At 60.4% G+C, this 24,680-nt stretch carries 30 protein-coding genes and 1 pseudogene; 19 read left to right on the top strand and 12 right to left on the bottom strand.

Going from position 1 to position 24,680, the window contains the following annotated elements; genetic code table 11:
• Nucleotides 1-3: 3 nt before the first annotated feature.
• A complete protein-coding gene (gene tldD / locus RGV33_RS27660; protein ID WP_063027147.1) occupies nucleotides 4-1,446 on the top strand; it encodes a metalloprotease TldD in 1,443 nt (480 codons plus the stop codon).
• Nucleotides 1,447-1,491: 45 nt separating this feature from the next.
• Here the strand turns inward: tldD and yjgA are convergent, their stop codons facing one another.
• Nucleotides 1,492-2,013: a ribosome biogenesis factor YjgA gene (gene yjgA, locus RGV33_RS27655; RefSeq protein WP_003216092.1), complete on the bottom strand. Its 522-nt coding sequence runs from the start codon at nucleotides 2,011-2,013 to the stop codon at nucleotides 1,492-1,494.
• 108 nt (nucleotides 2,014-2,121) lie between these two features.
• Here yjgA and pmbA point away from each other — a divergent pair, with 108 nt between their 5' ends.
• The 6 genes from pmbA (at nucleotide 2,122) to RGV33_RS27625 (ending at nucleotide 7,390) form a co-directional block, all read left to right on the top strand.
• Nucleotides 2,122-3,468: a metalloprotease PmbA gene (gene pmbA, locus RGV33_RS27650; protein WP_322147450.1), complete on the top strand. Its 1,347-nt coding sequence runs from the start codon at nucleotides 2,122-2,124 to the stop codon at nucleotides 3,466-3,468.
• A 148-nt stretch (nucleotides 3,469-3,616) separates the two neighbouring features.
• Nucleotides 3,617-4,012, top strand: coding sequence for a hypothetical protein (locus RGV33_RS27645; RefSeq protein WP_010170602.1), 396 nt, complete (start codon nucleotides 3,617-3,619; stop codon nucleotides 4,010-4,012).
• Nucleotides 4,005-5,381, top strand: a complete 1,377-nt coding sequence (locus tag RGV33_RS27640; RefSeq protein ID WP_322147449.1) for a class II fumarate hydratase — start codon at nucleotides 4,005-4,007, stop codon at nucleotides 5,379-5,381. The genes RGV33_RS27645 and RGV33_RS27640 overlap by 8 nt, the downstream gene beginning before the upstream one ends.
• 27 nt (nucleotides 5,382-5,408) lie before the next feature.
• Nucleotides 5,409-5,852: a hypothetical protein gene (locus RGV33_RS27635; protein ID WP_322147448.1), complete on the top strand. Its 444-nt coding sequence runs from the start codon at nucleotides 5,409-5,411 to the stop codon at nucleotides 5,850-5,852.
• 1 nt (nucleotide 5,853) lies between these two features.
• Complete coding sequence (locus tag RGV33_RS27630; protein WP_322147447.1) at nucleotides 5,854-6,465, top strand: superoxide dismutase; 612 nt, start codon at nucleotides 5,854-5,856, stop codon at nucleotides 6,463-6,465.
• 31 nt (nucleotides 6,466-6,496) lie between these two features.
• Nucleotides 6,497-7,390 (top strand): ZIP family metal transporter, encoded by an 894-nt coding sequence (locus RGV33_RS27625; RefSeq protein ID WP_322147446.1) that lies wholly within the window; start codon nucleotides 6,497-6,499, stop codon nucleotides 7,388-7,390.
• Between the two features lie 108 nt (nucleotides 7,391-7,498).
• Here RGV33_RS27625 and RGV33_RS27620 read toward each other — a convergent pair whose 3' ends face one another.
• The 10 genes from RGV33_RS27620 to RGV33_RS27575 all read right to left on the bottom strand — a co-directional run bounded on the left by RGV33_RS27620 (nucleotide 7,499) and on the right by RGV33_RS27575 (nucleotide 14,548).
• Nucleotides 7,499-7,771 (bottom strand): HPr family phosphocarrier protein, encoded by a 273-nt coding sequence (locus RGV33_RS27620; RefSeq protein WP_322147445.1) that lies wholly within the window; start codon nucleotides 7,769-7,771, stop codon nucleotides 7,499-7,501.
• A 16-nt stretch (nucleotides 7,772-7,787) separates the two neighbouring features.
• Complete coding sequence (gene rapZ, locus RGV33_RS27615) at nucleotides 7,788-8,645, bottom strand: RNase adapter RapZ (RefSeq protein WP_322147443.1); 858 nt, start codon at nucleotides 8,643-8,645, stop codon at nucleotides 7,788-7,790.
• A 2-nt stretch (nucleotides 8,646-8,647) separates the two neighbouring features.
• The gene (ptsN, locus tag RGV33_RS27610; RefSeq protein ID WP_322147441.1) at nucleotides 8,648-9,112 is read right to left on the bottom strand and encodes a PTS IIA-like nitrogen regulatory protein PtsN; all 465 of its coding nucleotides are present in this window, start codon (nucleotides 9,110-9,112) and stop codon (nucleotides 8,648-8,650) included.
• A gap of 12 nt (nucleotides 9,113-9,124) precedes the next feature.
• Nucleotides 9,125-9,430, bottom strand: a complete 306-nt coding sequence (gene hpf / locus RGV33_RS27605) for a ribosome hibernation-promoting factor, HPF/YfiA family (RefSeq protein WP_017138237.1) — start codon at nucleotides 9,428-9,430, stop codon at nucleotides 9,125-9,127.
• A 75-nt stretch (nucleotides 9,431-9,505) separates the two neighbouring features.
• Complete coding sequence (locus RGV33_RS27600) at nucleotides 9,506-10,999, bottom strand: RNA polymerase factor sigma-54 (RefSeq protein WP_322147440.1); 1,494 nt, start codon at nucleotides 10,997-10,999, stop codon at nucleotides 9,506-9,508.
• A 184-nt stretch (nucleotides 11,000-11,183) separates the two neighbouring features.
• Entirely contained in the window at nucleotides 11,184-11,909 is a 726-nt protein-coding gene (gene lptB / locus RGV33_RS27595; RefSeq protein WP_088422736.1) for an LPS export ABC transporter ATP-binding protein, read from the bottom strand.
• Nucleotides 11,909-12,481: a lipopolysaccharide transport periplasmic protein LptA gene (lptA, locus tag RGV33_RS27590; RefSeq protein WP_322147439.1), complete on the bottom strand. Its 573-nt coding sequence runs from the start codon at nucleotides 12,479-12,481 to the stop codon at nucleotides 11,909-11,911. The genes lptB and lptA overlap by 1 nt, the downstream gene beginning before the upstream one ends.
• Nucleotides 12,468-13,040, bottom strand: coding sequence for an LPS export ABC transporter periplasmic protein LptC (gene lptC, locus RGV33_RS27585; protein WP_322147438.1), 573 nt, complete (start codon nucleotides 13,038-13,040; stop codon nucleotides 12,468-12,470). The genes lptA and lptC overlap by 14 nt, the downstream gene beginning before the upstream one ends.
• A gap of 8 nt (nucleotides 13,041-13,048) precedes the next feature.
• Complete coding sequence (locus RGV33_RS27580) at nucleotides 13,049-13,573, bottom strand: KdsC family phosphatase (RefSeq protein WP_010170579.1); 525 nt, start codon at nucleotides 13,571-13,573, stop codon at nucleotides 13,049-13,051.
• Complete coding sequence (locus RGV33_RS27575) at nucleotides 13,574-14,548, bottom strand: KpsF/GutQ family sugar-phosphate isomerase (protein WP_322147436.1); 975 nt, start codon at nucleotides 14,546-14,548, stop codon at nucleotides 13,574-13,576.
• 46 nt (nucleotides 14,549-14,594) lie between these two features.
• On the opposite strand from RGV33_RS27575, the gene RGV33_RS27570 reads away from it, so the two are divergent.
• The 12 genes and pseudogenes from RGV33_RS27570 to RGV33_RS27515 form a co-directional block, all read left to right on the top strand.
• A complete protein-coding gene (locus tag RGV33_RS27570; protein ID WP_322147435.1) occupies nucleotides 14,595-14,816 on the top strand; it encodes a hypothetical protein in 222 nt (73 codons plus the stop codon).
• 24 nt (nucleotides 14,817-14,840) lie between these two features.
• Nucleotides 14,841-15,650 carry an ATP-binding cassette domain-containing protein gene (locus RGV33_RS27565; protein ID WP_322147434.1) on the top strand — a complete coding sequence of 270 codons (810 nt, stop codon included), beginning with the start codon at nucleotides 14,841-14,843 and terminating at the stop codon, nucleotides 15,648-15,650.
• Complete coding sequence (gene mlaE, locus RGV33_RS27560) at nucleotides 15,650-16,447, top strand: lipid asymmetry maintenance ABC transporter permease subunit MlaE (protein ID WP_003216131.1); 798 nt, start codon at nucleotides 15,650-15,652, stop codon at nucleotides 16,445-16,447. Before RGV33_RS27565 ends, mlaE begins: the two co-directional genes overlap by 1 nt.
• Nucleotides 16,447-16,914 carry an outer membrane lipid asymmetry maintenance protein MlaD gene (mlaD, locus tag RGV33_RS27555; protein ID WP_010170575.1) on the top strand — a complete coding sequence of 156 codons (468 nt, stop codon included), beginning with the start codon at nucleotides 16,447-16,449 and terminating at the stop codon, nucleotides 16,912-16,914. The genes mlaE and mlaD overlap by 1 nt, the downstream gene beginning before the upstream one ends.
• Before the next feature lie 11 nt (nucleotides 16,915-16,925).
• Nucleotides 16,926-17,579, top strand: coding sequence for an ABC transporter substrate-binding protein (locus RGV33_RS27550; protein ID WP_322147432.1), 654 nt, complete (start codon nucleotides 16,926-16,928; stop codon nucleotides 17,577-17,579).
• The gene (locus RGV33_RS27545; protein ID WP_322147431.1) at nucleotides 17,576-17,881 is read left to right on the top strand and encodes an STAS domain-containing protein; all 306 of its coding nucleotides are present in this window, start codon (nucleotides 17,576-17,578) and stop codon (nucleotides 17,879-17,881) included. The genes RGV33_RS27550 and RGV33_RS27545 overlap by 4 nt, the downstream gene beginning before the upstream one ends.
• 114 nt (nucleotides 17,882-17,995) lie before the next feature.
• Nucleotides 17,996-18,235, top strand: coding sequence for a BolA family protein (locus RGV33_RS27540; RefSeq protein ID WP_017477722.1), 240 nt, complete (start codon nucleotides 17,996-17,998; stop codon nucleotides 18,233-18,235).
• 23 nt (nucleotides 18,236-18,258) lie between these two features.
• Nucleotides 18,259-19,524: a UDP-N-acetylglucosamine 1-carboxyvinyltransferase gene (gene murA, locus RGV33_RS27535; protein ID WP_177084230.1), complete on the top strand. Its 1,266-nt coding sequence runs from the start codon at nucleotides 18,259-18,261 to the stop codon at nucleotides 19,522-19,524.
• Between the two features lie 246 nt (nucleotides 19,525-19,770).
• Nucleotides 19,771-20,406 (top strand): ATP phosphoribosyltransferase, encoded by a 636-nt coding sequence (gene hisG, locus RGV33_RS27530; RefSeq protein ID WP_003188599.1) that lies wholly within the window; start codon nucleotides 19,771-19,773, stop codon nucleotides 20,404-20,406.
• 126 nt (nucleotides 20,407-20,532) lie between these two features.
• The gene (hisD, locus tag RGV33_RS27525; protein ID WP_322147425.1) at nucleotides 20,533-21,858 is read left to right on the top strand and encodes a histidinol dehydrogenase; all 1,326 of its coding nucleotides are present in this window, start codon (nucleotides 20,533-20,535) and stop codon (nucleotides 21,856-21,858) included.
• 3 nt (nucleotides 21,859-21,861) lie between these two features.
• The gene (gene hisC, locus RGV33_RS27520; RefSeq protein WP_322147424.1) at nucleotides 21,862-22,914 is read left to right on the top strand and encodes a histidinol-phosphate transaminase; all 1,053 of its coding nucleotides are present in this window, start codon (nucleotides 21,862-21,864) and stop codon (nucleotides 22,912-22,914) included.
• 86 nt (nucleotides 22,915-23,000) lie between these two features.
• Nucleotides 23,001-23,213 (top strand): annotated as a pseudogene (locus tag RGV33_RS27515) (aminotransferase class I/II-fold pyridoxal phosphate-dependent enzyme); the annotation flags it as partial.
• A 192-nt stretch (nucleotides 23,214-23,405) separates the two neighbouring features.
• Here the strand turns inward: RGV33_RS27515 and RGV33_RS27510 are convergent.
• Nucleotides 23,406-24,680: a uracil-xanthine permease family protein gene (locus RGV33_RS27510; RefSeq protein WP_322147422.1), complete on the bottom strand. Its 1,275-nt coding sequence runs from the start codon at nucleotides 24,678-24,680 to the stop codon at nucleotides 23,406-23,408.

The raw sequence follows: 24,680 nt of genomic DNA, 5'->3' as shown, positions 1-24,680 counted from the left end.
CCTATGAGCGAGTTGTTGTCCTCAGTCAGTGAACACCTCCTGGCGCCCGGTGGCGTGACCATCGAAAGCTTGCAAGCGGTCCTCGGCGATCTGGCCGGGCCAGGCATCGATGCTGCCGACCTGTATTTCCAGGGGCAGATTTCCGAGTCCTGGGCCCTGGAAGACGGGATCGTCAAGGAAGGCAGTTTCAACCTCGACCAAGGCGTGGGCGTGCGGGCACAGTCCGGAGAAAAAACCGGTTTTGCCTACAGCAACGCCATCACCCTGGAGGCCTTGGGCCTGGCGGCTCGCGCCGCCCGTTCGATCTCTCGTGCCGGCCAAAACGGCACGGTGCAGGCGTTCAGCACCCAGGACGTGGCCCAGTTGTATGCCCCGGATAACCCGCTGGAAGTGATCAGCCGTGCCGAAAAGGTCGAGCTGCTCAAGCGCGTCGACGCGGCAACCCGCGCCCTGGACCCGCGTATCCAGCAAGTCACCGTGAGCATGGCCGGTGTGTGGGAGCGCATTCTCGTGGCCTCCACCGATGGTGGCCTGGCGGCGGATGTGCGGCCGCTGGTGCGCTTCAATGTCAGCGTCATCGTTGAGCAGAACGGCCGCCGCGAGCGCGGTGGCCATGGCGGCGGCGGGCGTACCGACTACCGTTATTTCCTCACCGAAGACCGCGCCATGGGTTATGCCCGTGAAGCGCTGCGCCAGGCGCTGGTCAACCTGGAAGCGATTCCGGCGCCGGCCGGTACGTTGCCGGTGGTGCTGGGTTCCGGCTGGTCTGGCGTACTGCTGCATGAAGCGGTGGGCCACGGCCTGGAAGGTGACTTCAACCGCAAGGGCAGTTCCGCCTACAGCGGGCGCATGGGCGAGATGGTTGCGTCCAAGCTCTGCACCATCGTCGATGACGGCACCCTGGCCGGGCGTCGCGGTTCATTGAGCGTTGATGACGAAGGCACGCCCACCGAGTGCACCACGCTGATCGAAAACGGTGTGCTCAAGGGCTACATGCAAGACAAGCTCAACGCCCGCCTGATGGGTGTGGCGCGTACCGGTAACGGGCGTCGCGAGTCCTACGCGCACCTGCCGATGCCGCGCATGACCAACACCTACATGCTGGGTGGCGAAAGCGACCCGGCCGAAATCATCGCTTCGGTGAAACGCGGTATCTACTGCGCCAACCTCGGCGGCGGGCAGGTGGACATCACCAGCGGCAAGTTTGTGTTTTCCACCAGCGAAGCGTACTTGATCGAAGACGGCAAGATCACCGCGCCGGTCAAGGGTGCAACGTTGATTGGCAATGGCCCGGAAGCCATGAGCAAGGTGTCGATGGTCGGTAACGACCTGTCGCTGGACAGCGGCGTAGGCACGTGCGGGAAAGATGGGCAGTCGGTGCCGGTGGGTGTTGGCCAGCCAACCTTGAAAATTGATGCGATCACCGTGGGTGGCACGGGGTCGTAGGAGCGGGAGCTTCGGGTGGCGAAGGTCGCCACCCGGGGAAGAGGGTCAGCGCAGGCCGCGTTGACTATCGTCCAGCTCACGGATGTACTTGAAGATTTTTCGGCTGGAGGCCGGTGGCTTGCTTTGCGCCAGTTCGTGCTGGGCCTGACGGATCAGGGAGCGCAATTGTTGGCGATCGGCATCCGGGTACTCGATGACGAACTTCTCCAGTACCGCGTCATCGCCGGCGATCAGGCGATCACGCCAGCGTTCCAGGTTATGGAAGCGCTCGTTGTACTGGCGAGTGGAGGCATCGAGTTGATCGAGCAAGGTCAGAATGGCGTCAGTGTCCTGGTCGCGCATCAGTTTGCCGATAAACATAAGGTGCCGTTTACGCGCGATATTCGCGGTGTGCTTGGGCGCATCGTTCAGAGCCCGGCGCAGAGCGTCGGTCAATGGCAGTTTTGCACACAAGTCAGGCTTGAGTGTTGTAAGGCGCTCGCCGAGGTCAACCAGAGCATGCAGCTCGCGTTTGACCTGAGATTTGCTTTTCTCCCCATCGAGGGAGTCGTCGTAAGAATCAACCATGGTGGCAGTCCGCAAAGAAACGCCGCCATGATAACCAGTCGGGGGCCGCTTGTCCGGCCCGGTCGCTCGAAGGCCTTAACCGAAAGCAGAATTTGAGTGGAGAAAACCATGAGTGCAGCCCAAAGCGTCGGTCCGCAAGCGTTACCGGCACTGCAGGAACAAGTCGAGCAGATCATTGCCGAGGCCAAGCGCCAGGGGGCCAGTGCCTGTGAAGTGGCGGTTTCCCTGGAGCAGGGGTTGTCGACATCGGTGCGTCAGCGGGAAGTGGAAACCGTCGAATTCAACCGCGACCAGGGGTTTGGCATCACGTTGTATGTGGGCCAGCGCAAAGGTTCTGCCAGCACCTCCGCCAGTGGCCCGGACGCGATTCGTGAAACCGTCGCCGCCGCACTGGCGATTGCCAAGCACACCTCTGAAGACGAAAGCTCGGGCCTGGCCGATGCGGCCTTGATGGCTCGTGACTTGAAGGATTTTGACCTGTTTCATGCCTGGGACATCACCCCGGAGCAGGCCATTGAGCAAGCGCTGACCTGTGAAGCGGCGGCATTTGATGCCGACAGCCGGATCAAGAACGCTGATGGCACCACCTTGAGCACCCATCAGGGTTGCCGCGTGTATGGCAACAGCCACGGCTTTATCGGCGGTTATGCCTCGACACGTCACAGCCTGAGCTGCGTGATGATCGCCGAAGCCAACGGCCAGATGCAGCGTGATTACTGGTACGACGTTAATCGCCAGGGCGATTTGCTGATGGACCCGGTACTTATCGGCCAACGTGCCGCGCAGCGTGCGGCCAGCCGCCTGGGCGCGCGCCCGGTGCCGACCTGCGAAGTGCCAGTATTGTTCTCGGCAGAACTGGCCGGTGGTTTGTTCGGCAGCTTCCTCGGGGCGATTTCCGGCGGCAATTTGTACCGCAAGTCGTCGTTCCTGGAAGGCGCGATCGGCCAGAAGCTGTTCCCGGAGTGGCTGACCATCGATGAGCGCCCGCACCTGATGGGCGCCATGGGCAGTTCGTCGTTTGACGGTGATGGCCTGGCGACCTACGCCAAGCCGTTCGTCGAGAACGGTGAGCTGGTGTCCTACGTGTTGGGCACCTACGCCGGTCGCAAGCTTGGGCTACCCAGCACGGCCAACTCGGGCGGGGTGCACAACCTGTTCATCACCCATGGCGACGAAGACCAGGCGGCGTTGTTGCGACGCATGGGCCGCGGCTTGCTGGTTACCGAGTTGATGGGCCATGGCCTGAACATGGTCACGGGCGATTACTCCCGTGGCGCGGCAGGTTTCTGGGTAGAAAACGGTGAAATCCAGTTCGCCGTGCAGGAAGTGACCATCGCCGGCAACATGCGCGACATGTTCAAGCAGATTGTCGCGGTGGGTAATGACCTGGAACTGCGCAGCAACATCCGCACCGGTTCGGTGTTGATCGAGAAGATGACCGTCGCCGGCAGCTGACCCGCCGACAGACGCTGTAAAAAAGGCGCGCCACCCATTGGGTGGCGCGCCTTTTTTATGCCCGAAATTCCGTGTGATCACCTCAGATGCTTGTTTTGATTCTCAATATCATTTAATAATAAATATCATTACCGAATGAGCGTGGATCATGAGTTCTGTCCTGCATGAGGATCCTTACCTGGAAAGCTGGCGCTGGATGAGTCGTCAGATTCGCTGCGGCCTTGATCCCGACGAGCCCCGCCTGATCGAACATTACCTGGCCGAAGGCCGGTACCTCGCCTGTTGCACTGCGACCCATCCGTGGACCATCGGCGAAACCTCATTTCGCCTGCTGCTCGACACCGCCTCCGACATCGCCTTGCCCTGGCATTGGCGGTCCATGTGCCTGGACCAGGCCTGGCGCCCGTTGCGTGACCTGGAAAAACTTTCTCACTGTGCCTGCCGCCTCAAGCGCTGGCAGACCTTTGCCTGGCAATTGGCGACCTGCGAATTGCTTCCATCGATTTCTCACTCCGACCTGGTGCAAGGATCTTCCGATGAGTAACACCCGTATCGAACGCGACAGCATGGGCGAACTGCAAGTGCCCGCCGAGGCCTTGTATGGCGCGCAAACCCAGCGTGCGGTGAACAACTTTCCCATCAGCCACCAGCGCATGCCGGCGCAGTTCATCCGTGCGCTGATCCTGGCCAAGGCGGCCGCCGCCAAGGCCAACGTTGAGCTCAAACAACTGAGTGAAGCCCAAGGCAAGGCCATCGTCGATGCTGCCCAGGGTTTGCTGGAAGGCGACTTCATGCAGCACTTCCCGGTGGATATCTTCCAGACCGGTTCCGGCACCAGCTCCAACATGAACGCCAACGAAGTGATTGCGACCCTCGCCAGCCGTTTGCTGGGTGAGCCGGTCAACCCCAATGACCACGTCAATTGCGGCCAGAGCAGCAACGACATCATTCCGACCACCATTCATGTGAGCGCGGCGCTGGTGCTGCATGAACAGACCCTGCCGGCATTGCTGCACTTGGTGCAGGTGATCGAGCACAAGGCTGAAGAGGTGCACCGCTTCGTCAAGACCGGCCGCACGCACCTGATGGACGCCATGCCGGTGCGCATGAGCCAGGTACTCAACGGCTGGGCCCAGCAGCTCAAGGCGAATATCGGCCACCTGCAAGACCTGCTGCCGAGCTTGCAGGCGCTGGCGCAGGGCGGCACGGCCGTCGGCACCGGGATCAATGCGCATCCTGAGTTTGCGGCGCGCTTCAGCCAACAACTGAGCAGCCTGACCCAGGTTCAGTTCACGCCCGGCAAGAATCTGTTTGCGCTGATTGGCTCCCAGGATACTGCCGTCGCGGTCTCCGGGCAGCTCAAGACCACCGCCGTGTCCTTGATGAAAATCGCCAACGACCTGCGCTGGATGAACTCCGGCCCGCTGGCCGGCCTCGGTGAAATCGAACTGGAAGGCCTGCAGCCGGGCTCCTCGATCATGCCGGGCAAGGTCAACCCGGTGATTCCGGAAGCCACCGCGATGGTTGCCGCACAAGTCATCGGCAATGACACGGTGATCACCATCGCCGGCCAGTCCGGCAATTTCGAACTCAACGTGATGTTGCCGATCATCGCCCAGAACCTGCTCAACAGCCTGGAATTGCTGGCCAACTCCAGCCGCCTGCTGGCCGACAAGGCCATCGCCAGCTTCAAGGTCAACGAAGCCAAGCTCAAGGAAGCGCTCTCACGCAACCCGATCCTGGTGACCGCACTCAACCCGATCATTGGTTACCAAAAGGCCGCCGAAATCGCCAAGAAGGCCTATCAACAGGGCCGCCCGGTAATTGACGTGGCGCTCGAACACACCGACTTGCCCCGCAGCCAACTGGAAACCCTGCTGGATCCGGAAAAGCTCACGGCCGGCGGCGTGTAATCACCGACCCTGCTTTGGAGGCTCACCATGGAGCACTGGAAACGCACGATCGAACGGGCCAATCGCTGCTTTATGGCAGGCGAGCTGGTAGATGCCCGCGAGGCCTACCTGCAAGCCCTGGCCCTGGCTCAAGTGTTGTTTGAGCGTTGGGCGGATGCCGACGAAGCGGTGGCGGCTTGCGTCATTTCCCATCACAACCTGGCAGACCTGCACCTGCGCCTGAACCAGCCGGAGGAAAGCGCGGAATACCTCTGTGCCATTCACCAGCGCCTGCTGCAGACCCTGCAGGACACCCGCCTTAACCCGCTATTGCGCGAGGCGGCCCTGCGCCAGAGCAGCAAGACCTACGTCGAACTGCTGAATTTCATCAGCGATCACGGTGAGTACCCGCGTACCCACCGCCTGCTGGGCAGCAACGTGGCGCCCTCGGATGCGTCGACCCGCAACAGCCCTTTTTATGGAGCTCATTGATATGTCCTACACCTTGCCGGCCTTGCCTTACGCCTACGACGCCCTTGAACCGCATATCGATGCGCAAACCATGGAGATCCACTACACCAAGCACCACCAGACCTATATCAACAACCTCAACGCGGCCGTCGAAGGCACCGAGTTTGCCGGGTGGCCGGTGGAGAAGTTGGTGTCCAGCGTGCAGCAACTGCCGGAAAAACTCCGGGCGGCGGTGATCAACCAGGGCGGCGGCCACGCCAACCACTCGTTGTTCTGGGCCGTGATGTCGCCCAAGGGCGGCGGCAAGCCAGAGGGTGCGCTGGGTAAAGCCATCGACGAACAATTGGGTGGTTTCGACGCCTTCAAGGAGGCATTCACCAAAGCCGCATTGACCCGGTTCGGCAGTGGCTGGGCGTGGTTGAGCGTTACCCCACAAAAGACCCTGGTGGTGGAGAGCAGCGGCAACCAGGACAGCCCGCTGATGAACGGCAACACGCCAATCCTCGGTCTGGACGTCTGGGAGCACGCTTACTACCTGCTGTACCAGAACCGGCGTCCGGAATACATCAACGCGTTCTACAGCGTCATCAACTGGCCGGAAGTTGCCGGACGCTACCAGGCTGCGCTGGGCTGAAACTCCTCTATAACAAGATCTAAGGCCGACTATGGGCACTGAAACACTGGCGATCAGCAGCGTGCGGATGTTTCGTTATGCGTTTGGCTCGCTGCTGCTATTGGCAGGAACGGCATTGCTGGTGGCCCAAGGGCTGGCCTGGCTTGACCTGGAACCGCGCATCCTGCGGGCCTTGCAGGGTGGTGCCATTTGCGCGCTTGGCACCGCCTTGGGCGCCGTGCCGGTACTGGTAATTCGCCGGATGCCGTTGGCGGTGAGTGACACGCTGCTCGGCTTTGGTGCGGGGGTGATGCTGGCGGCGACTGCGTTTTCGCTGATCGTGCCGGGTATCGCGGCGGCTGAAAGCCTGGGGCTGACGCCCTGGGCCGCCAGTGGCCTGATCAGTTTCGGCATCATGCTAGGCGCTTTCGGGTTGTACCTGGTAGATCGCAAGGTCTCCGGCGCCAGCCCGGAAATGCTGGTGGGCAGTGCGGAACATCCGGTGATACCGCCGCGCATCTGGCTGTTTGTGTTCGCCATCATTGCCCACAACATTCCTGAAGGCATGGCGGTGGGTGTTTCGGCGGGTGGCGGCATGCCCGATGCCGACAGCCTGGCCATGGGCATCGCATTACAGGATGTGCCGGAGGGTTTGGTTATCGCGCTGGTGCTGGCCGGGGCAGGGATGTCGCGGGTCAAGGCGTTCCTGATTGGCGCGGCGTCTGGCCTGGTGGAGCCGGTGTTTGCGGTGCTGTGCGCCTGGCTGGTGAGCCTGGCGCAGGTGCTGTTGCCGCTGGGGTTGGCGCTGGCGGCCGGGGCGATGCTGTTGGTGGTGACGCACGAAGTCATTCCCGAGTCGCGGCGCAATGGCCATGACAAGCTCGCCAGCCTCGGGTTGTGCATCGGGTTTTGCTTGATGATGGTGATGGATACAGCGTTGGGCTAGGAACTCTGCCAAATTCCTTGTAGGAGCCGGCTTGCCGGCGATGGCGTTCCTGAGGTCAGTGCAAGACTTGTGGGCCAATCGCCGGCAAGCCGGCTCCTACAGAGGGTGTTACTCGCCTTCGTCAAAGAAGTTGTTGATCAACGCCACCAGCGCATCCAGGGCTTCCTGCTCTTGTTCGCCTTCGGTCTTCAAATGAATCTTTGTGCCCTTGCCCGCAGCCAGCATCATCATGGCCATGATGCTTTTGCCGTCGACCATGGATTCCTGTGTGCGCCCGGCGCGGATCTGGCAAGGGAACTGCCCGGCAACGCCGACGAACTTGGCCGAGGCCCGGGCGTGCAGGCCCAGCTTGTTGATGATTTCAATTTCCAGAGCGGGCATCGCGGGGGTGTTCCTTTCAGCTGAGGTCGCGGTGGCGAACCTGGACGTTCTTGAGGGTTTGGTGCAGCACCTTGCCCAGGCGTTCGGTCAGGTAGACGGAACGGTGATGGCCGCCGGTGCAGCCAATGGCGATGGTGACATAAGCCCGGTTGCTGGCCGCAAAACGCGGCAGCCACTTGAGCAGGTAGCTGGAGATGTCCTGGAACATCTCCTCCACATCCGGTTGCGCCGCCAGGTACTCGGCCACAGGCTCGTCCAGCCCGGACTGATCGCGCAATTCCGGCTTCCAATACGGGTTGGGCAGGCAGCGCACGTCAAACACCAGGTCGGCATCCACCGGCATGCCACGCTTGAAGCCAAACGACTCCACGAGGAACGCCGTGCCCGGCTCTGGCTGGTTCAGCAGGCGCAGCTTGATCGCATCACGCAGTTGATACAGGTTCAGGCTGGTGGTGTTGATCTTGAGGTCAGCCAGGTCAATGATCGGCCCCAGCAGCTTGGTCTCGTCTTCGATGGCTTCGGCCAGCGAGCGATGCGGGCTGCTAAGAGGGTGGCGTCGACGGGTTTCGGAGAAGCGCTTGAGCAGGGTCTCTTCGTCGGCGTCCAGGTACAGCACATCGCAATGGATGTGCTTGGCGCGCACTTCTTCGAGCAGCTCAGGGAAGCGTGTGAGGTGGCTGGGCAGGTTTCGGGCGTCGATCGAGACAGCGACCAGTGGTTGCGCGAGCTCAGTGTGAATCAGTGCGCGTTCCGCCAGTTCCGGCAGCAGGCCGGCGGGCAGGTTGTCGATGCAATAGAAGCCGTTGTCCTCAAGAACATTGAGGGCCGTGCTTTTGCCTGAGCCGGACCGGCCACTGACGATGATCAAACGCATGATTAATGCCTGCTTTGTTCATCCAGGACGACCTGATAGAGCGCCTCGTTGCTGGAGGCGCTGCGCAGTTTGTCGCGTACTTCCTTGCGGTCGAGCATGCTGGCGATCTGCCGAAGCAGTTCCAGGTGCGCATCGGTGGCAGCTTGCGGGACCAGCAGTACAAACAGCAGGTCGACCGGGGCGCCATCGATGGCGTCGAAATCGATTGGGGCATCCAGGTGCAGCAGGGCGCTGACCGGAGATTCACAGCCTTGCAAGCGGCAGTGAGGAATGGCGATGCCGTTGCCAAAGCCGGTCGAGCCGAGCTTTTCACGGGCGATCAGAGCCTCGTACACAGCTTGCGTATCCAGCTCGGGCACTTCGCGGCCGATCAGGTTGGCAATTTGTTCGAGGGCACGCTTTTTACTGCCGCCCGGCACGTTCACGAGGGAACGGCCGGGGGTCAGGATGGTTTCAAGTCGAATCATGGGTGGGGAGTGTTAGCGGCCGGTGCCTTGAAGAAGGCTCTGCTGCTTTTCCTTATGCTTTTTAAGTTGGCGGTCAAGCTTGTCAGTCAAGGCATCGATCGATGCATACATGTCTTCATGCTCGGCATTGGCGACCACTTCGCCACCGGGTATCTGCAAGGTCGCTTCGATTTTCTGCTGAAGCTTATCGACCTTCATGATGACCTGCACATTGGTGATCTTGTCGAAATGACCCTCAAGTCGTTTCAGCTTCTGCTCGACGTATTCGCGCAATGGAGGGGTGACTTCTACATGGTGTCCACTGATGTTGACTTGCATACAGCTTCTCCTTCGTTGCCAGTGCATAAAGCGGCAGGCCGGGGTGCCTGCCACTGGAACGCTATGGCCCGCCCGTCACATCAAACGCTTACGCTCGCTGGAAGGCGCGATCCCAAGGGACTCGCGGTACTTGGCGACGGTTCGACGGGCGACCTGAATGCCTTGTGCCTCCAGTAAACCAGCGATCTTGCTGTCACTCAACGGCTTTTTCTGATTTTCCGCGGCAACCAGTTTTTTGATGATCGCGCGGATCGCCGTGGACGAGCATTCGCCGCCTTCGGAGGTGCTGACGTGGCTGGAGAAAAAGTATTTCAGCTCATAGATACCCCGTGGGGTATGCATGAATTTTTGTGTGGTTACCCGGGAAATCGTTGATTCGTGCATGCCCACCGCCTCGGCGATATCGTGCAATACCAGCGGCTTCATCGCTTCATCGCCGTATTCCAGGAAGCCGCGCTGGTGCTCGACGATCTGGGTGGCGACTTTCATCAGGGTTTCGTTGCGGCTTTGCAGGCTCTTGATGAACCAGCGGGCTTCCTGCAACTGGTTACGCATGAAGGTGTTGTCGGCGCTGGTGTCGGCGCGGCGCACAAAGCCTGCGTATTGCGGGTTGACCCGCAGGCGCGGCACCGATTCCTGGTTCAACTCCACCAGCCAGCGCTCGTTGTCCTTGCGCACGATCACGTCGGGCACCACGTATTCGGCTTCGCTGGACTCGATCTGCGAGCCAGGGCGAGGGTTCAGGCTCTGCACCAGCTCGATGATCTGGCGCAGGTCATCTTCCTTGAGCTTCATGCGGCGCATCAGCTGGCTGTAGTCGCGGCTGCCGAGCAGGTCGATGTAGTCGGTGACCAGGCGCTGCGCCTCGGCCAGCCAAGGGGTCTTGGCCGGCAATTGGCGCAGTTGCAGCAGCAGGCACTCGCTCAGGGTGCGCGCGCCGATACCGGCGGGCTCGAACTGCTGGATGCGGTGCAAGACGGCTTCGATTTCGTCCAGTTCGATGTCCAGTTCCGGGTCGAAGGCCTCGAGGATCTCCTCAAGGGACTCGTCCAAATAGCCCTGATTGTTGATGCAGTCGATCAGGGTCACAGCGATCAGTCGATCGGTGTCAGACATCGGTGCCAGGTTCAGTTGCCAGAGCAGATGGCTCTGCAGGCTCTCGCCGGCGGAGGTTCGGGTAGTGAAGTCCCACTCGTCATCATCATTGCTGGGCAGGCTGCTGGCGCTGGTCTGGTAGACGTCTTCCCAGGCGGTGTCGACGGGAAGTTCATTGGGAATGCGTTCGTTCCATTCACCTTCCTCAAGGTTGTCCACCGTGGGGGCGGTTTCCTGGTAGGAGGTTTCCTGTACGTCGGGGTTGGGTTTTTGCTCGATGTTGTCGGCAAGCGGGTCTGCATTATCGAAGTCGTCGCCTTCTTCCTGGCGTTCGAGCATCGGATTGGACTCCAGGGCCTCCTGGATTTCCTGTTGCAGGTCCAGGGTCGACAATTGGAGCAGGCGGATGGCCTGTTGCAGCTGAGGTGTCATCGTCAGCTGCTGGCCCATTCTCAGGACTAGCGATGGTTTCATGGCAGGGGCTTAACACCTTATTCGCCGGCGCAATGCGCCATCCACGACAGGGCGCGTGAGCGCCAAACATAAGCAAATTATATGCCTGATATCGGGGGCTTTGCCTAGAGCGCGGTAACAATAAAAATTCTGAGGTTTTTATTGACTCCCGCGCTCCATGGCGAATGGCCTGATACCACCGTGTTTACAGGCGGAACTCGTGACCCAGATACACTTCCTTGACCAGTTCATTGGCCAGGATGGTGGCCGAGTCACCTTCGGCAATCAGTTGCCCATCGTTGACGATATACGCGGTTTCGCAGATATCGAGGGTCTCGCGGACATTGTGGTCGGTGATCAATACACCGATGCCCTTGGCCTTGAGGTGATGGATGATCTGCTTGATATCGCCGACCGAGATCGGGTCGACACCGGCGAAAGGTTCGTCCAGCAGGATGAACTTCGGCGCAGTGGCCAGGGCGCGGGCGATTTCCACGCGACGACGCTCACCGCCGGACAGGCTCATGCCGAGGTTGTCGCGAATGTGGTTGATGTGGAATTCCTGCAGCAGGCTTTCCAGCTCTTGCTTGCGCCCGGCGCGGTCGAGTTCCTTGCGGGTCTCGAGGATGGCCATGATGTTGTCGGAAACCGACAGTTTGCGGAAGATCGACGCCTCCTGCGGGAGATAGCCAATGCCTGCTTGGGCGCGACCGTGCATGGGCTGGTGGCTCACGTCCAGGTCGTCGATCAGCACGCGGCCCTGATCGGCCTGTACGAGGCCCACGATCATGTAGAAGCAGGTGGTCTTGCCCGCACCGTTGGGGCCGAGCAAGCCGACGATCTGCCCGCTGTCGATCGACAGGCTCACGTCGCGCACGACCTGCCGGCTTTTATAGGCCTTGGCCAGATGCTGGGCTTTCAGGGTTGCCATCAATTCGCCTTCTTCGCGTCGGGTTTCGGCGCCGGCTGGGCTGCGCCCGGTTTCGGCTTCGGCTGGATAACCATGTCGATGCGCGGCTTCGGCGTGCCGATTTTGGAACCGGTGGCACGACCGGCCTGGGCAATCTGCTTCACCGTGTCGTAGACGATTTTTTCGCCGTCGGTGGTGTTGCCGTCATTGATCACCCGGGCCTGGTCGATCAGTACGATGCGATTTTGCTGTGCATGGTACTGGATCGTCTTGCCGTAGCCTTTGACTGGCGTAGGGTCGCCCACTTTTTGCAGCTGTTCGAAATACGCCAGGTTGCCAACCGAGGTGACCACGTCGATATCGCCTGCCGGGGTGCGAGTCAGCGTCACGGTATTACCCGTCACTTTCATCGAGCCCTGAGTGATGATCACGTCGCCGGTGTAGGTCGCAATACCTTTCTTGTCATCCAGTTGCGCGTCATCGGCCTGGATATGGATCGGTTGCTGGCTATCGTTCGGCAGAGCCCAGGCGCTCACGCTTCCCAGTGCTGCGCCCAGGCCGAGCAAAATAGGGAGGGTTTTAACGAGCCTCATACTGTCCTCTTACGTTCGATAGCAGGTGTATCCTGCTTTCTTTCAAATACGCTTTCATTCCCTTGCCAGTCGATACACCGCCAGCGCCGTCAATTCTAACGTCTTGCTCGGTCTGCGCATATTGCTTCTGTGGGAATACGGTCATGCGACTGCTGGTAATAATGGTGTCGCGGTCCTTGGCGTCGGTGCGGGCTACACGTACCGAGTCAATCAATTCCACTTGGGTGCCGTCCGGGTTGACCTCGCCACGCTCACTGGTGACGTGCCATGGGAATTCGGCGCCGCGATACAGGTTCATGTCCGGCTTGGTCAATAACGTGACCTCGGATGCCTTCAGGTGTTCGACCTTGTCCGAGGTCATTTCATACTGGACCTTGCCATCGGGCAGGTACTGGATGCTATGGGCGTTAATGGCGTAATAGTCGATAGCGCTCTCGTCCACCTGTGCGACGGGCTTGTCGAGGAAGCGCTCCGGGCTGATATTCCAGTAGCCTACCGCCAGGAATACGGCGGCGATGACAGCGAATATCAGGAAATTGCGAATCTTTTTGCTCAACATAAAACGCTCTATAGGTAGGCGGCGTGGGCCGCTTCAAGGCTGCCTTGGGCGCGCAGAATCAGTTCGCAGAACTCGCGGGCGGCGCCTTCGCCGCCACGGGCTGTCGTTACGCCATGGGCATGTTCGCGAACGAACGCCGCCGCATTGGCCACGGCCATGCCCAGGCCGACCCGGCGAATCACCGGCAGGTCGGGTAGGTCGTCACCGAGGTAGGCAACCTGCTCATAGCTTAGGTTGAGTTGGCCAAGAAGCTCGTCCAGGACCACCAGTTTATCCTCGCGGCCCTGATACAGGTGAGGAATCCCCAGGTTTTGTGCGCGGCGTTCCACAACCGGAGTTTTGCGACCGCTGATGATCCCGGTTTGCACGCCCGCCGCCATCAGCATCTTGATGCCCTGGCCGTCGAGGGTGTTGAACGTCTTGAATTCGCTGCCGTCTTCCAAAAAGTACAGGCGGCCATCTGTGAGTACACCGTCGACGTCGAAAATCGCCAGCTTGATGTTTTTGCCCCGTTGCAACAGGTCGGTGGTCATTTACATCACTCCTGCACGCAGCAAGTCGTGCATGTTCAGGGCGCCAACCGGGCGGTCGTCGCCGTCGACCACCACCAGCGCCAGAATTTTATGGTCTTCCATGATCTTCAGCGCTTCGGCCGCGAGCATGTCAGGGCGTGCAGTCTTGCCGTGAGGCGTCATGACTTCGTCGATGGTTGCGGTCTGGATATTGAGGTTGCGGTCCAGTGTGCGGCGCAGGTCGCCGTCGGTGAATACCCCGGCCAGGCGCCCGTCATCTTCCAGTATCACCGTCATGCCCAGGCGCTTGAGGGTCATTTCCATCAAGGCATCCTTAAGCAAGGTGCCGCGCGCCACTTGAGGCAACTCTTCGCCGGCGTGCATCACGTTTTCCACTTTCAGCAGCAGGCGACGGCCCAGGGCGCCACCCGGATGGGAAAATGCGAAGTCTTCGGCGGTAAACCCACGGGCTTCCAGCAGTGCCACCGCCAGCGCGTCGCCCATGACCAGGGCCGCAGTGGTGGAGGAGGTGGGTGCGAGGTTCAGCGGGCAGGCCTCGTGGGCAACGTGCACGTTCAAATTCACTTCGGCGGCTTTTGCCAGGGTTGAGTCCGGGTTGCCGGTCACGCTGATCAACTGGATGCCCAGGCGCTTGATCAGCGGCAGCAGGGTCACGATTTCGTTGGTGGTGCCGGAGTTGGACAGCGCCAGGATGATGTCATCCCGGGTGATCATGCCCATGTCGCCGTGGCTGGCTTCGGCCGGATGCACGAAGAACGCGGTGGTCCCGGTGCTTGCCAGGGTGGCGGCGATCTTGTTGCCGACATGCCCGGATTTGCCCATGCCGACCACGACAACGCGGCCCTTGCTGGCCAGAATCATCTCGCATGCGCGTACGAAATCCGCGTCGATATGGGCCAGTAAACCTTCTACGGCTTCAAGCTCAAGGCGGATGGTGCGTTGTGCGGATTGAATAAGGTCGCTGGATTGGCTCATGTCTGAAATCGTATAGCCTGACGAAAAGTCGGCGATTATAGCGGTAATGAACAATTCCCTCACGCAAGTTCGTCAGGCTTTATTCATTCCGCCTGTGGTTGAGATTCAACCTCAGCAAGGTTTTTTTAGCTGTCCTGTTTCTGAACAAGCTCTGTTCCGGCCTTGGGGGCGCTGTACCAGCAGTGATATAGTTCGCCGCCAGTTCGGTCCGCACAGCCTTTTTGTCTATTCGGCGCAAGCATTTGTCGAAAACAAGGTGTCTGAGTGAAAGGCTGCATCCCAAGGAGTTTAGATGAGTGCCGATAACGCCTACGCGGTCGAGCTGAAGGGCCTTTCCTTCAAGCGCGGTACGCGCAGCATCTTCAATAATGTGGATATTCGCATTCCCCGCGGCAAAGTCACGGGAATCATGGGGCCTTCCGGCTGCGGCAAGACGACGCTGTTGCGCCTGATGGGCATGCAGCTGCGCCCCTCCGCCGGTGAAGTCTGGGTCAACGGCCAGAACCTGCCGACGCTGTCGCGCAGCGATCTGTTCGATGCCCGCAAGCACATGGGCGTGCTGTTCCAGAGCGGCGCATTGTTCACCGACCTCGACGTTTTTGAAAACGTGGCGTTCCCGCTGCGGGTGCATACGCAGCTGTCCGATGAAATGATTCGTGACATCGTGTTGCTGAAATTGCAGGCCGTGGGGCTGCGTGGTGCCATCGATTTGATGCCCGACGAGCTGTCCGGTGGCATGAAGCGTCGGGTGGCCCTGGCGCGTGCCATTGCCCTCGACCCGCAGATTCTCATGTACGACGAACCTTTCGTTGGCCAGGACCCGATCGCCATGGGTGTCCTGGTGCGCCTGATCCGCCTGCTCAATGATGCGCTGGGTATCACCAGTATCGTGGTCTCCCACGACCTGGCCGAGACCGCGAGCATTGCCGACTACCTCTATGTAGTGGGCGATGGCCAGGTATTGGGGCAGGGCACGCCTGAAGAGCTGATGAACGCAGATAACCCGCGCATTCGCCAATTCATGACTGGCGACCCCGATGGCCCGGTGCCTTTTCATTTTCCGGCAGCGGACTACCGCTCAGATTTTCTGGGGAAGCGCTGATGCGCAAGACATCCTTACTCGAAAAGGTTCGCCTTTTCGGCCGCTCCGGCATCGATATCATTGGTGTGCTGGGCCGTTCGACGATTTTCCTGTTTCATGCCTTGCTCGGCCGCGGCGGTATTGGCGGCGGCTTTGGCCTGCTGATCAAGCAACTGCACTCCGTGGGCGTGATGTCCCTGGTGATCATCGTGGTTTCCGGTGTATTCATCGGCATGGTGCTGGCGCTGCAGGGTTTCAACATCCTTTCCAGCTACGGTTCCGAGCAGGCGGTGGGGCAGATGGTGGCCCTGACCCTGTTGCGTGAGTTGGGCCCGGTGGTGACCGCGCTGCTGTTTGCCGGGCGTGCCGGTTCTGCGCTGACGGCCGAAATAGGCAACATGAAAGCCACCGAGCAGCTCTCCAGCCTGGAAATGATCGGTGTCGATCCACTCAAGTACATTGTTGCCCCACGCCTGTGGGCCGGCTTCATCTCTCTTCCACTGTTGGCGATGGTGTTCAGCGTGGTCGGGATCTGGGGCGGCTCGTGGGTGGCGGTTGACTGGCTGGGCGTCTACGACGGCTCCTACTGGGGCAACATGCAGAACAGCGTGACCTTCAGCGGCGACGTGCTCAACGGCATCATTAAAAGCATCGTTTTCGCCTTTGTAGTGACCTGGATCGCCGTATTCCAAGGCTACGACTGTGAACCCACTTCAGAAGGGATCAGTCGCGCCACCACCAAGACCGTTGTGTACGCCTCGCTGGCGGTACTGGGCCTTGACTTCATTTTGACCGCCTTGATGTTTGGAGATTTCTGATGCAAAACCGCACTGTGGAAATCGGTGTCGGCCTTTTCTTGCTGGCTGGCATCCTGGCTTTACTGTTGCTCGCCCTGCGAGTCAGCGGCCTATCGGCCAGCCCCACCGCCGATACTTATAAACTTTACGCCTACTTCGACAATATCGCCGGTTTGACTGTCAGAGCTAAAGTGACCATGGCGGGTGTAACCATCGGCAAGGTCACGGCGATCGATCTTGACCGCGACAGCTTCACCGGCCGGGTGACGATGCAAGTGGACAAGAAGGTGGATAATCTGCCGACTGACTCCACGGCGTCTATTCTCACCGCTGGTTTGCTGGGCGAGAAGTACATCGGTATCAGCGTGGGCGGGGAAACAGCTCTGCTCAAGGATGGTTCGACCATTCATGACACACAGTCGTCGTTGGTGCTGGAGGACTTGATCGGTAAATTCCTGCTCAACACCGTCAATAAAGACGCCAAATGAGGAATGTGTTCATGATCTCTACTTTGCGACGTGGCCTGTTGGTACTGCTGGCGGCACTGCCGTTGATGGCTAACGCCGCTGCCGGCGGTTCTGCACACGACCTGGTGCAGGACACGACCAACAAAATGTTGGCTGACCTGAGTGCCAACAAGGAAAAGTACAAGCAGGACCCGAGTCAGTTTTACAACGCGCTGAATACGATCGTGGGGCCTGTGGTTGATGCTGAAGGTATTTCCAAAAGCATCATGACCGTCAAGTACTCGCGCAAGGCGACCCCGGAGCAGATGACCCGCTTCCAGGAAAACTTCAAGCGTGGCCTGTTCCAGTTCTATGGCAACGCATTGCTCGAGTACAACAACCAGGGCATTACGGTTGATGCGCCTAAGTCCGAAACGGGTGACCGTGCCGAAGTCGGCATGACCGTTAAGGGCAGCAATGGTGCGGTGTACCCAGTGTCGTACACCCTGACGAAGATCAATGGCGAGTGGAAGCTGCGTAACGTTGTCATCAACGGCATCAATATCGGCAAGCTGTTCCGTGACCAGTTTGCCGACGCAATGCAGCGCAATGGCAACGATCTGGACAAAACCATCAACGGTTGGGCCGGTGAAGTGGCCAAGGCCAAGGAAGAAACCGACAAAGCTGCCGGGAAGCCTGCCCAATGACCGAGTCGGCCATTCGCCTTGGCGAGTCCGGTGAGCTGTTGCTCAGCGGCGTGCTGGATTACAGCACCGGGCCAGCCCTGCGCAAGCAGGGCCAGGCGCTGATCAATGCCAGCACCTCTGCGGCGCTGGTGCTCGATTGCTCGGCGGTGGTGAAGTCCAGTAGCGTCGGCTTATCGTTGCTGCTGTGTTTCATGCGTGATGCGCAGGCCGTCAAAAAGCCGGTGAGCATCCGTGCGTTGCCCGAAGACATGCGTGAAATTGCTGAAGTTTCCGGGCTGACCGAGTTGTTGGCGCATCCTTAATACACATTATTAAAGAAGCCCCCCGTCAGAGTCCTGCTATGCGGGGTTCGCAGGCGCGGGGCTTTTTTGTATGATGTGCGACCCGCGCGCACTGGGCGCCGATAGAGGTTGAGCATGCAGGCCTTAGAAGTGAAGCGCTTTCTCGAAGAAAAGCTCCCCGAAACTCAAGTAGAAGTTGAGGGCGAAGGCTGTAACTTCCAGCTGAACGTGATTAGCGATGAACTGGCGGCATTGAGCCCGGTCAAGCGTCAGCAGCAGATCTATGCCCATTTGAACCCGTGGATCACCGATGGCAGCATCCATGCGGTCACTATGAAATTTTTCAGCCGCGCGGCCTGGGCCGAGCGCACCTGAGCCCCCAAGGCGTCGAGATTCTTATGGATAAATTGATTATTACCGGCGGTGCTCGTCTTGATGGCGAGATCCGTATTTCCGGGGCGAAGAACTCCGCCCTGCCGATCCTGGCAGCTACCTTGCTGTGCGATGGCCCGGTTACCGTGGCCAACCTGCCGCACCTGCACGACATCACCACCATGATCGAGCTGTTCGGTCGCATGGGCATTGAACCGGTGATCGACGAGAAACTCAGCGTCGAAATCGACCCGCGCACCATCAAGACTCTGATCGCGCCGTACGAGCTGGTGAAAACCATGCGCGCCTCGATCCTGGTTCTGGGCCCGATGGTTGCTCGTTTCGGTGAAGCCGAAGTCGCGTTGCCTGGCGGTTGCGCCATCGGTTCGCGTCCGGTGGACCTGCACATCCGTGGCCTCGAAGCCATGGGTGCAACCATCGACGTCGAAGGCGGCTACATCAAGGCCAAGGCACCAGAAGGCGGCCTGCGTGGCGCGAACTTCTTCTTTGATACTGTCAGCGTGACCGGTACCGAGAACATCATGATGGCCGCTGCCCTGGCCAACGGCCGCAGCGTGCTGCAAAACGCCGCGCGCGAGCCGGAAGTGGTCGACCTGGCGAACTTCCTGATCGCCATGGGTGCCAACATTACCGGCGCCGGCACCGACACCATCACCATCGAAGGTGTGAAGCGCCTGCATTCGGCCACCTACAAGGTGATGCCGGACCGCATCGAGACCGGTACCTACCTGGTGGCTGCTGCTGTCACCGGCGGCCGCGTCAAGGTCAAGGACACCGACCCGACCATCCTTGAGTCCGTCCTGGAAAAACTCAAGGAAGCGGGCGCCGAGATCACTACTGGTGAAGACTGGATCGAGCTGAACATGCACGGCAAGCGGCCAAAAGCCGTCAACGTGCGTACTGCGCCGTACCCGGCGTTCCCGACCGACATGCAAGCGCAGTTCATTTCCCTGAACGCGATTGCCGAAGGCACCGGCGCTGTGATCGAGACCATCTTCGAAAACCGCTTCATGCACGTGTATGAACTGCACCGCATGGGCGCCAAGATCCAGGTCGAAGGTAACACTGCCATCGTCACCGGCATCGAGAAGCTCAAGGGCGCGCCAGTAATGGCCACCGACCTGCGTGCCTCGGCCAGCCTGGTGATCTCGGCGCTGTGCGCAGACGGCGACACCCTGATCGACCGCATCTACCACATCGACCGTGGTTACGAGTGCATCGAAGAGAAGCTGCAGATGCTCGGCGCGAAAATCCGCCGCGTACCGGGCTAACCCCTCGGACTTCGAACGCTGTCACTGTGGTGAGCGGGCTTGCCCCGCGCTGGACTGCGCAGCAGTCCCGTTTTTGGGGTCGCTACGCAACCCAGCGCCGGGCAAGCCCGCTCACCACAGGAAAGTGTTTGTTGTTAGCTGAACGGTATTGGATTTGTTTCAAATCGAGGCTGTAATGGCCTCGATCTGTGTCTGGCGCCGATTGCGACCGGACAGCAATAGCCTGATGAAGGACTGACGTTTCCCATGTTGACCATCGCACTGTCCAAGGGCCGTATCCTTGACGACACACTGCCGCTTCTGGCTGAAGCGGGCATCGTGCCGACCGAGAATCCGGACAAGAGCCGCAAGCTGATCATCCCCACGACCCAGGACGACGTTCGTCTGTTGATCGTGCGTGCCACCGACGTGCCCACCTACGTTGAGCATGGCGCGGCCGACCTTGGCGTCGCGGGCAAAGACGTGTTGATGGAATACGGTGGCCAGGGCCTGTACGAGCCGCTGGACCTGCGTATTGCCCTGTGCAAGCTGATGACCGCCGGCCGTGTCGGTGACGTCGAGCCCAAAGGCCGCCTGCGGGTGGCGACCAAGTTCGTCAACGTTGCCAAGCGTTACTACGCAGAGCAAGGTCGCCAGGTCGACATCATCAAGCTCTACGGTTCGATGGAGCTGGCGCCGCTGATCGGCCTGGCCGACAAGATCATCGACGTGGTCGATACCGGCAACACCCTGCGCGCCAACGGCCTGGAGCCCCAGGACTTTATCGCCGACATCAGCTCCCGGCTGATCGTCAACAAAGCGTCGATGAAAATGCAGCACGCTCGTATCCAGGCGTTGATCGACACCCTGCGCAAGGCAGTGGAGTCTCGACACCGCGGTTGACTCACCTGCGCGGCCCTGAGCCGCGCCCGTCTATCCGCCTCATAGCCAGAATTCTCGGGTGCCCAAGCGGATCGACTGCTAACTTTCGGCGCCTGAGTTTTTGCCAATTCTATTGAGGCCCTCGCTATGACCACGTCCACTGCAATTGCCCGACTCAACGCTTGCGACCCGGATTTCGCCCATCATCTGGATCATCTGTTGAGCTGGGAAAGTGTGTCCGACGATTCGGTCAACCAGCGGGTGCTCGACATCATCAAGGCCGTGCGCGAGCGCGGTGACGCAGCGCTGGTGGACTTCACCCGCCAGTTCGATGGCCTGGACGTCGCCTCCATGGCCGACCTGATCCTGCCTCGCGAACGCCTGGAACTGGCGCTGACCCGCATCACCGCACCCCAGCGCGAAGCCTTGGAAGTGGCGGCCACGCGAGTGCGCAGCTATCACGAAAAACAAAAGCAGGACTCCTGGAGCTACACCGAGGCCGACGGCACGGTACTGGGCCAGAAGGTCACGCCGCTGGATCGTGCCGGTCTATACGTGCCGGGCGGCAAAGCGTCGTACCCATCCTCGGTACTGATGAACGCGATTCCGGCCAAGGTCGCCGGTGTGACCGAAGTGGTCATGGTGGTGCCCACGCCGCGTGGTGAAATCAACGAACTGGTGCTGGCAGCGGCCTGCATTGCGGGCGTTGACCGCGTGTTCACCATCGGCGGCGCCCAAGCGGTAGCCGCCCTGGCCTATGGCACCGAGAGCGTGCCGAAGGTCGACAAGGTGGTTGGCCCGGGCAACATTTATGTGGCCACCGCCAAGCGCCACGTGTTTGGCCAGGTCGGCATCGACATGATCGCCGGCCCTTCGGAAATCCTCGTGGTGTGTGACGGCCAGACCGACCCGGACTGGATCGCCATGGACCTGTTCTCCCAGGCCGAGCACGACGAAGACGCCCAGGCGATTCTGGTCAGCCCGGACGCCGAGTTCCTGGACAAGGTGGCCGCGAGCATCGCCAAGCTGCTGCCGACCATGGAACGCGCCGAGATCATCGAGAAATCGATCAATGGCCGCGGCGCCTTGATCCAGGTGCGAGACATGGAACAAGCCATCGAGGTGGCCAACCGTATCGCCCCGGAACACTTGGAGCTGTCCGTCGCGGACCCACAAGCCTGGCTGCCGCTGATTCGTCACGCCGGGGCGATCTTCATGGGCCGCCACACCAGCGAAGCCCTGGGCGACTACTGCGCCGGTCCCAACCACGTGTTGCCGACTTCAGGCACGGCTCGATTTTCCTCGCCACTGGGCGTGTATGACTTCCAGAAGCGTTCGTCGATCATCTTCTGCTCGCCCCAGGGCGCGTCGGAGCTGGGCAAGACCGCATCCGTGCTGGCCCGTGGCGAGTCGCTGACCGCCCACGCTCGCAGTGCCGAATACCGCATCGTTGACGATAAGCAGGGGAACTGAAACATGAGCAAATTCTGGAGCCCGCTCGTCAAGGAACTCGTGCCTTACGTGCCCGGTGAGCAGCCGAAGCTGACCAAGCTGGTGAAGCTCAACACCAACGAAAACCCTTACGGGCCGTCGCCCAAGGCGCTGGCCGCCATGCAGGCCGAGTTGAACGACAACCTGCGGTTGTACCCGGACCCCAACAGCGACCTGCTCAAGCAGGCGGTGGCGAAGTATTACGCAATCGACGCGGGCAAGGTGTTCCTCGGCAACGGTTCCGATGAAGTCCTGGCGCACATCTTTCACGGTTTGTTCCAGCACGACCTGCCGCTGTTGTTCCCGGACATCAGCTACAGCTTTTACCCGGTGTACTGCGGCCTCTACCGCATCGCGTTCGACGCGGTACCGCTGGACGAGCAGTTCCAGATCCGTGTGTCGGACTACGCCAGGCCCAATGGCGGGATCATCTTCCCAAACCCCAATGCGCCAACCGGCTGCGTGATGGCGCTGGACGCCGTGGAGCAAATCCTCAAGGCCAGCCCGGACTCGGTGGTGGTGGTGGATGAAGCCTATATCGACTTCGGCGGCGAAACCGCCATCAGCCTGGTGGACCGTTACCCGAACCTGCTGGTGACCCAGACCCTCTCCAAGTCGCGATCCCTGGCCGGATTGCGGGTGGGCCTAGCCGTGGGCCATCCGGACCTGATCGAGGCGCTGGAGCGGGTCAAGAACAGCTTCAACTCCTACCCGCTGGATCGCCTGGCGATTGCCGGTGCGGCGGCCGCGTTTGAAGACCGCGAACACTTCCAGAACACTTGCCGGTTGGTGATCGACAGCCGTGAAAAGCTGGTGGCACAGCTGCAGGCCAAAGGCTTTGAGGTGTTGCCGTCTGCGGCCAACTTCATCTTCGCCCGTCACCCACGGCACGACGCTGCCGGGCTGGCGGCCAAGGTGCGGGAGCAGGGGGTGATTGTGCGGCACTTCAAGCAGGAGCGGATTGCCCAGTTCCTGCGGATCAGCATCGGCACACCGGAGCAGAACCAGGCGCTGATCGATGCGTTGGGCGAGCTGTAATCTTTATTGACTGAACTGGCCCCATCGCGGGCAAGCCCGGCTCCCACAGGGGACTGCATTCTTTCTGACAATGCATTCCAATGTGGGAGGCCAAAGGCTTTGAGGTGTTGCCGTCTGCGGCCAACTTCATCTTCGCCCGGCATCCAGGGCACGACGCTGCCGGGCTGGCAGCCAAGGTGCGGGAGCAAGGGGTGATCGTGCGGCATTTCAAGCAGGAGCGGATTGCCCAGTTCCTGCGGATCAGCATCGGCACACCGGAGCAGAACCAGGCGCTGATCGATGCGTTGGGCGAGCTGTAATCTTTATTGACTGAACTGGCCCCATCGCGGGCAAGCCCGGCTCCCACAGGGGACTGCATTCTTTCTGACAATGCATTCCAATGTGGGAGCCCGGCTCCCACAGCGGACTGCATTCTTTCTGACAATGCATTCCAATGTGGGAGCCGGGCTTGCCCGCGATGAGGCCATCAGCAACACCAAAAAGCTAAAGCCTTACAGCAGCGGCTCATCCGGCTTCTTGTTCTTCCAGCCGTCATTGCCCGGCAGCAGCAGATTCAATGCAATCGCTACCACCGCACACAGGGCGATGCCCTTCAGGCCGAAATCATCCGGGCCGGTGCCGGTACCTACCAGCACGCCGCCAATCCCGAACACCAGGGTTACCGACACAATCACCAGATTGCGCGCCTCCCCAAGGTCGATCTTGTGACGGATCAGCGTGTTCATGCCCACCGCCGCAATCGAACCGAACAGCAGGCACAGGATCCCGCCCATTACCGGAATTGGAATGCTCTGCAGCAGTGCGCCGAACTTGCCGATAAACGCCAGGCTGATGGCAAACACGGCCGCCCAGGTCATGATTTTTGGGTTGTAGTTCTTGGTCAGCATCACTGCGCCCGTCACTTCCGCGTAGGTGGTGTTGGGTGGGCCGCCGAACAGGCCGGCTGCGGTGGTGGCGATACCGTCACCCAGCAGCGTGCGATGCAGGCCGGGCTTCTTCAGGTAGTCGCGACCGGTCACGCTGCCCACCGCAATCACACCACCAATGTGCTCGATCGCCGGAGCCAGGGCCACCGGGACGATAAACAGAATGGCCTGCCAGTTGAACTCCGGCGCGGTGAAGTGGGGCAGGGCGAACCACGGTGCGGCGGCGATCTTTGCGGTGTCCACCACGCCGAAGTAGAACGCCATGGCGAAACCCACCAGCACGCCGGAGATGATCGGCACCAGACGGAAAATGCCTTTGCCGAACACTGCCACGATCAGCGTGGTGAGCAGCGCCGGCATCGAGATCAGCATGGCTGTCTGGTAGTGGATCAACTCGCTACCGTCACCTGCCTTGCCCATCGCCATGTTGGCGGCAATCGGCGCCATGGCCAGGCCGATGGAAATGATCACGGGGCCGATCACCACCGGCGGCAGCAGCCGGTCGATGAAACCGGTGCCCTTGATCTTCACCGCGAGGCCCAGAAAGGTGTAAACGAAACCTGCCGCCATCACGCCGCCCATGGTCGCCGCGAGGCCGAACTGGCCCTTGGCGAGAATGATCGGGGTGATAAACGCGAAGCTCGACGCCAGGAACACCGGCACTTGGCGCCCGGTGACCACTTGGAACAACAAGGTGCCCAAGCCTGCGGTAAACAGGGCGACGTTTGGATCGAGACCGGTGATCAGCGGCATCAACACCAGCGCGCCAAATGCTACGAAGAGCATCTGTGCGCCAGACAGGATCTGGCGCCAAAGCGGGTCGTTGAACTCATCCTGCAT

It is taken from the genome of Pseudomonas sp. Bout1 (assembly GCF_034314165.1).
Classification (GTDB): Bacteria; Pseudomonadota; Gammaproteobacteria; order Pseudomonadales; family Pseudomonadaceae; genus Aquipseudomonas.
Note: the sequence above shows the minus strand (reverse complement) of the source record. Positions and strands in the feature narration are given on the sequence as shown.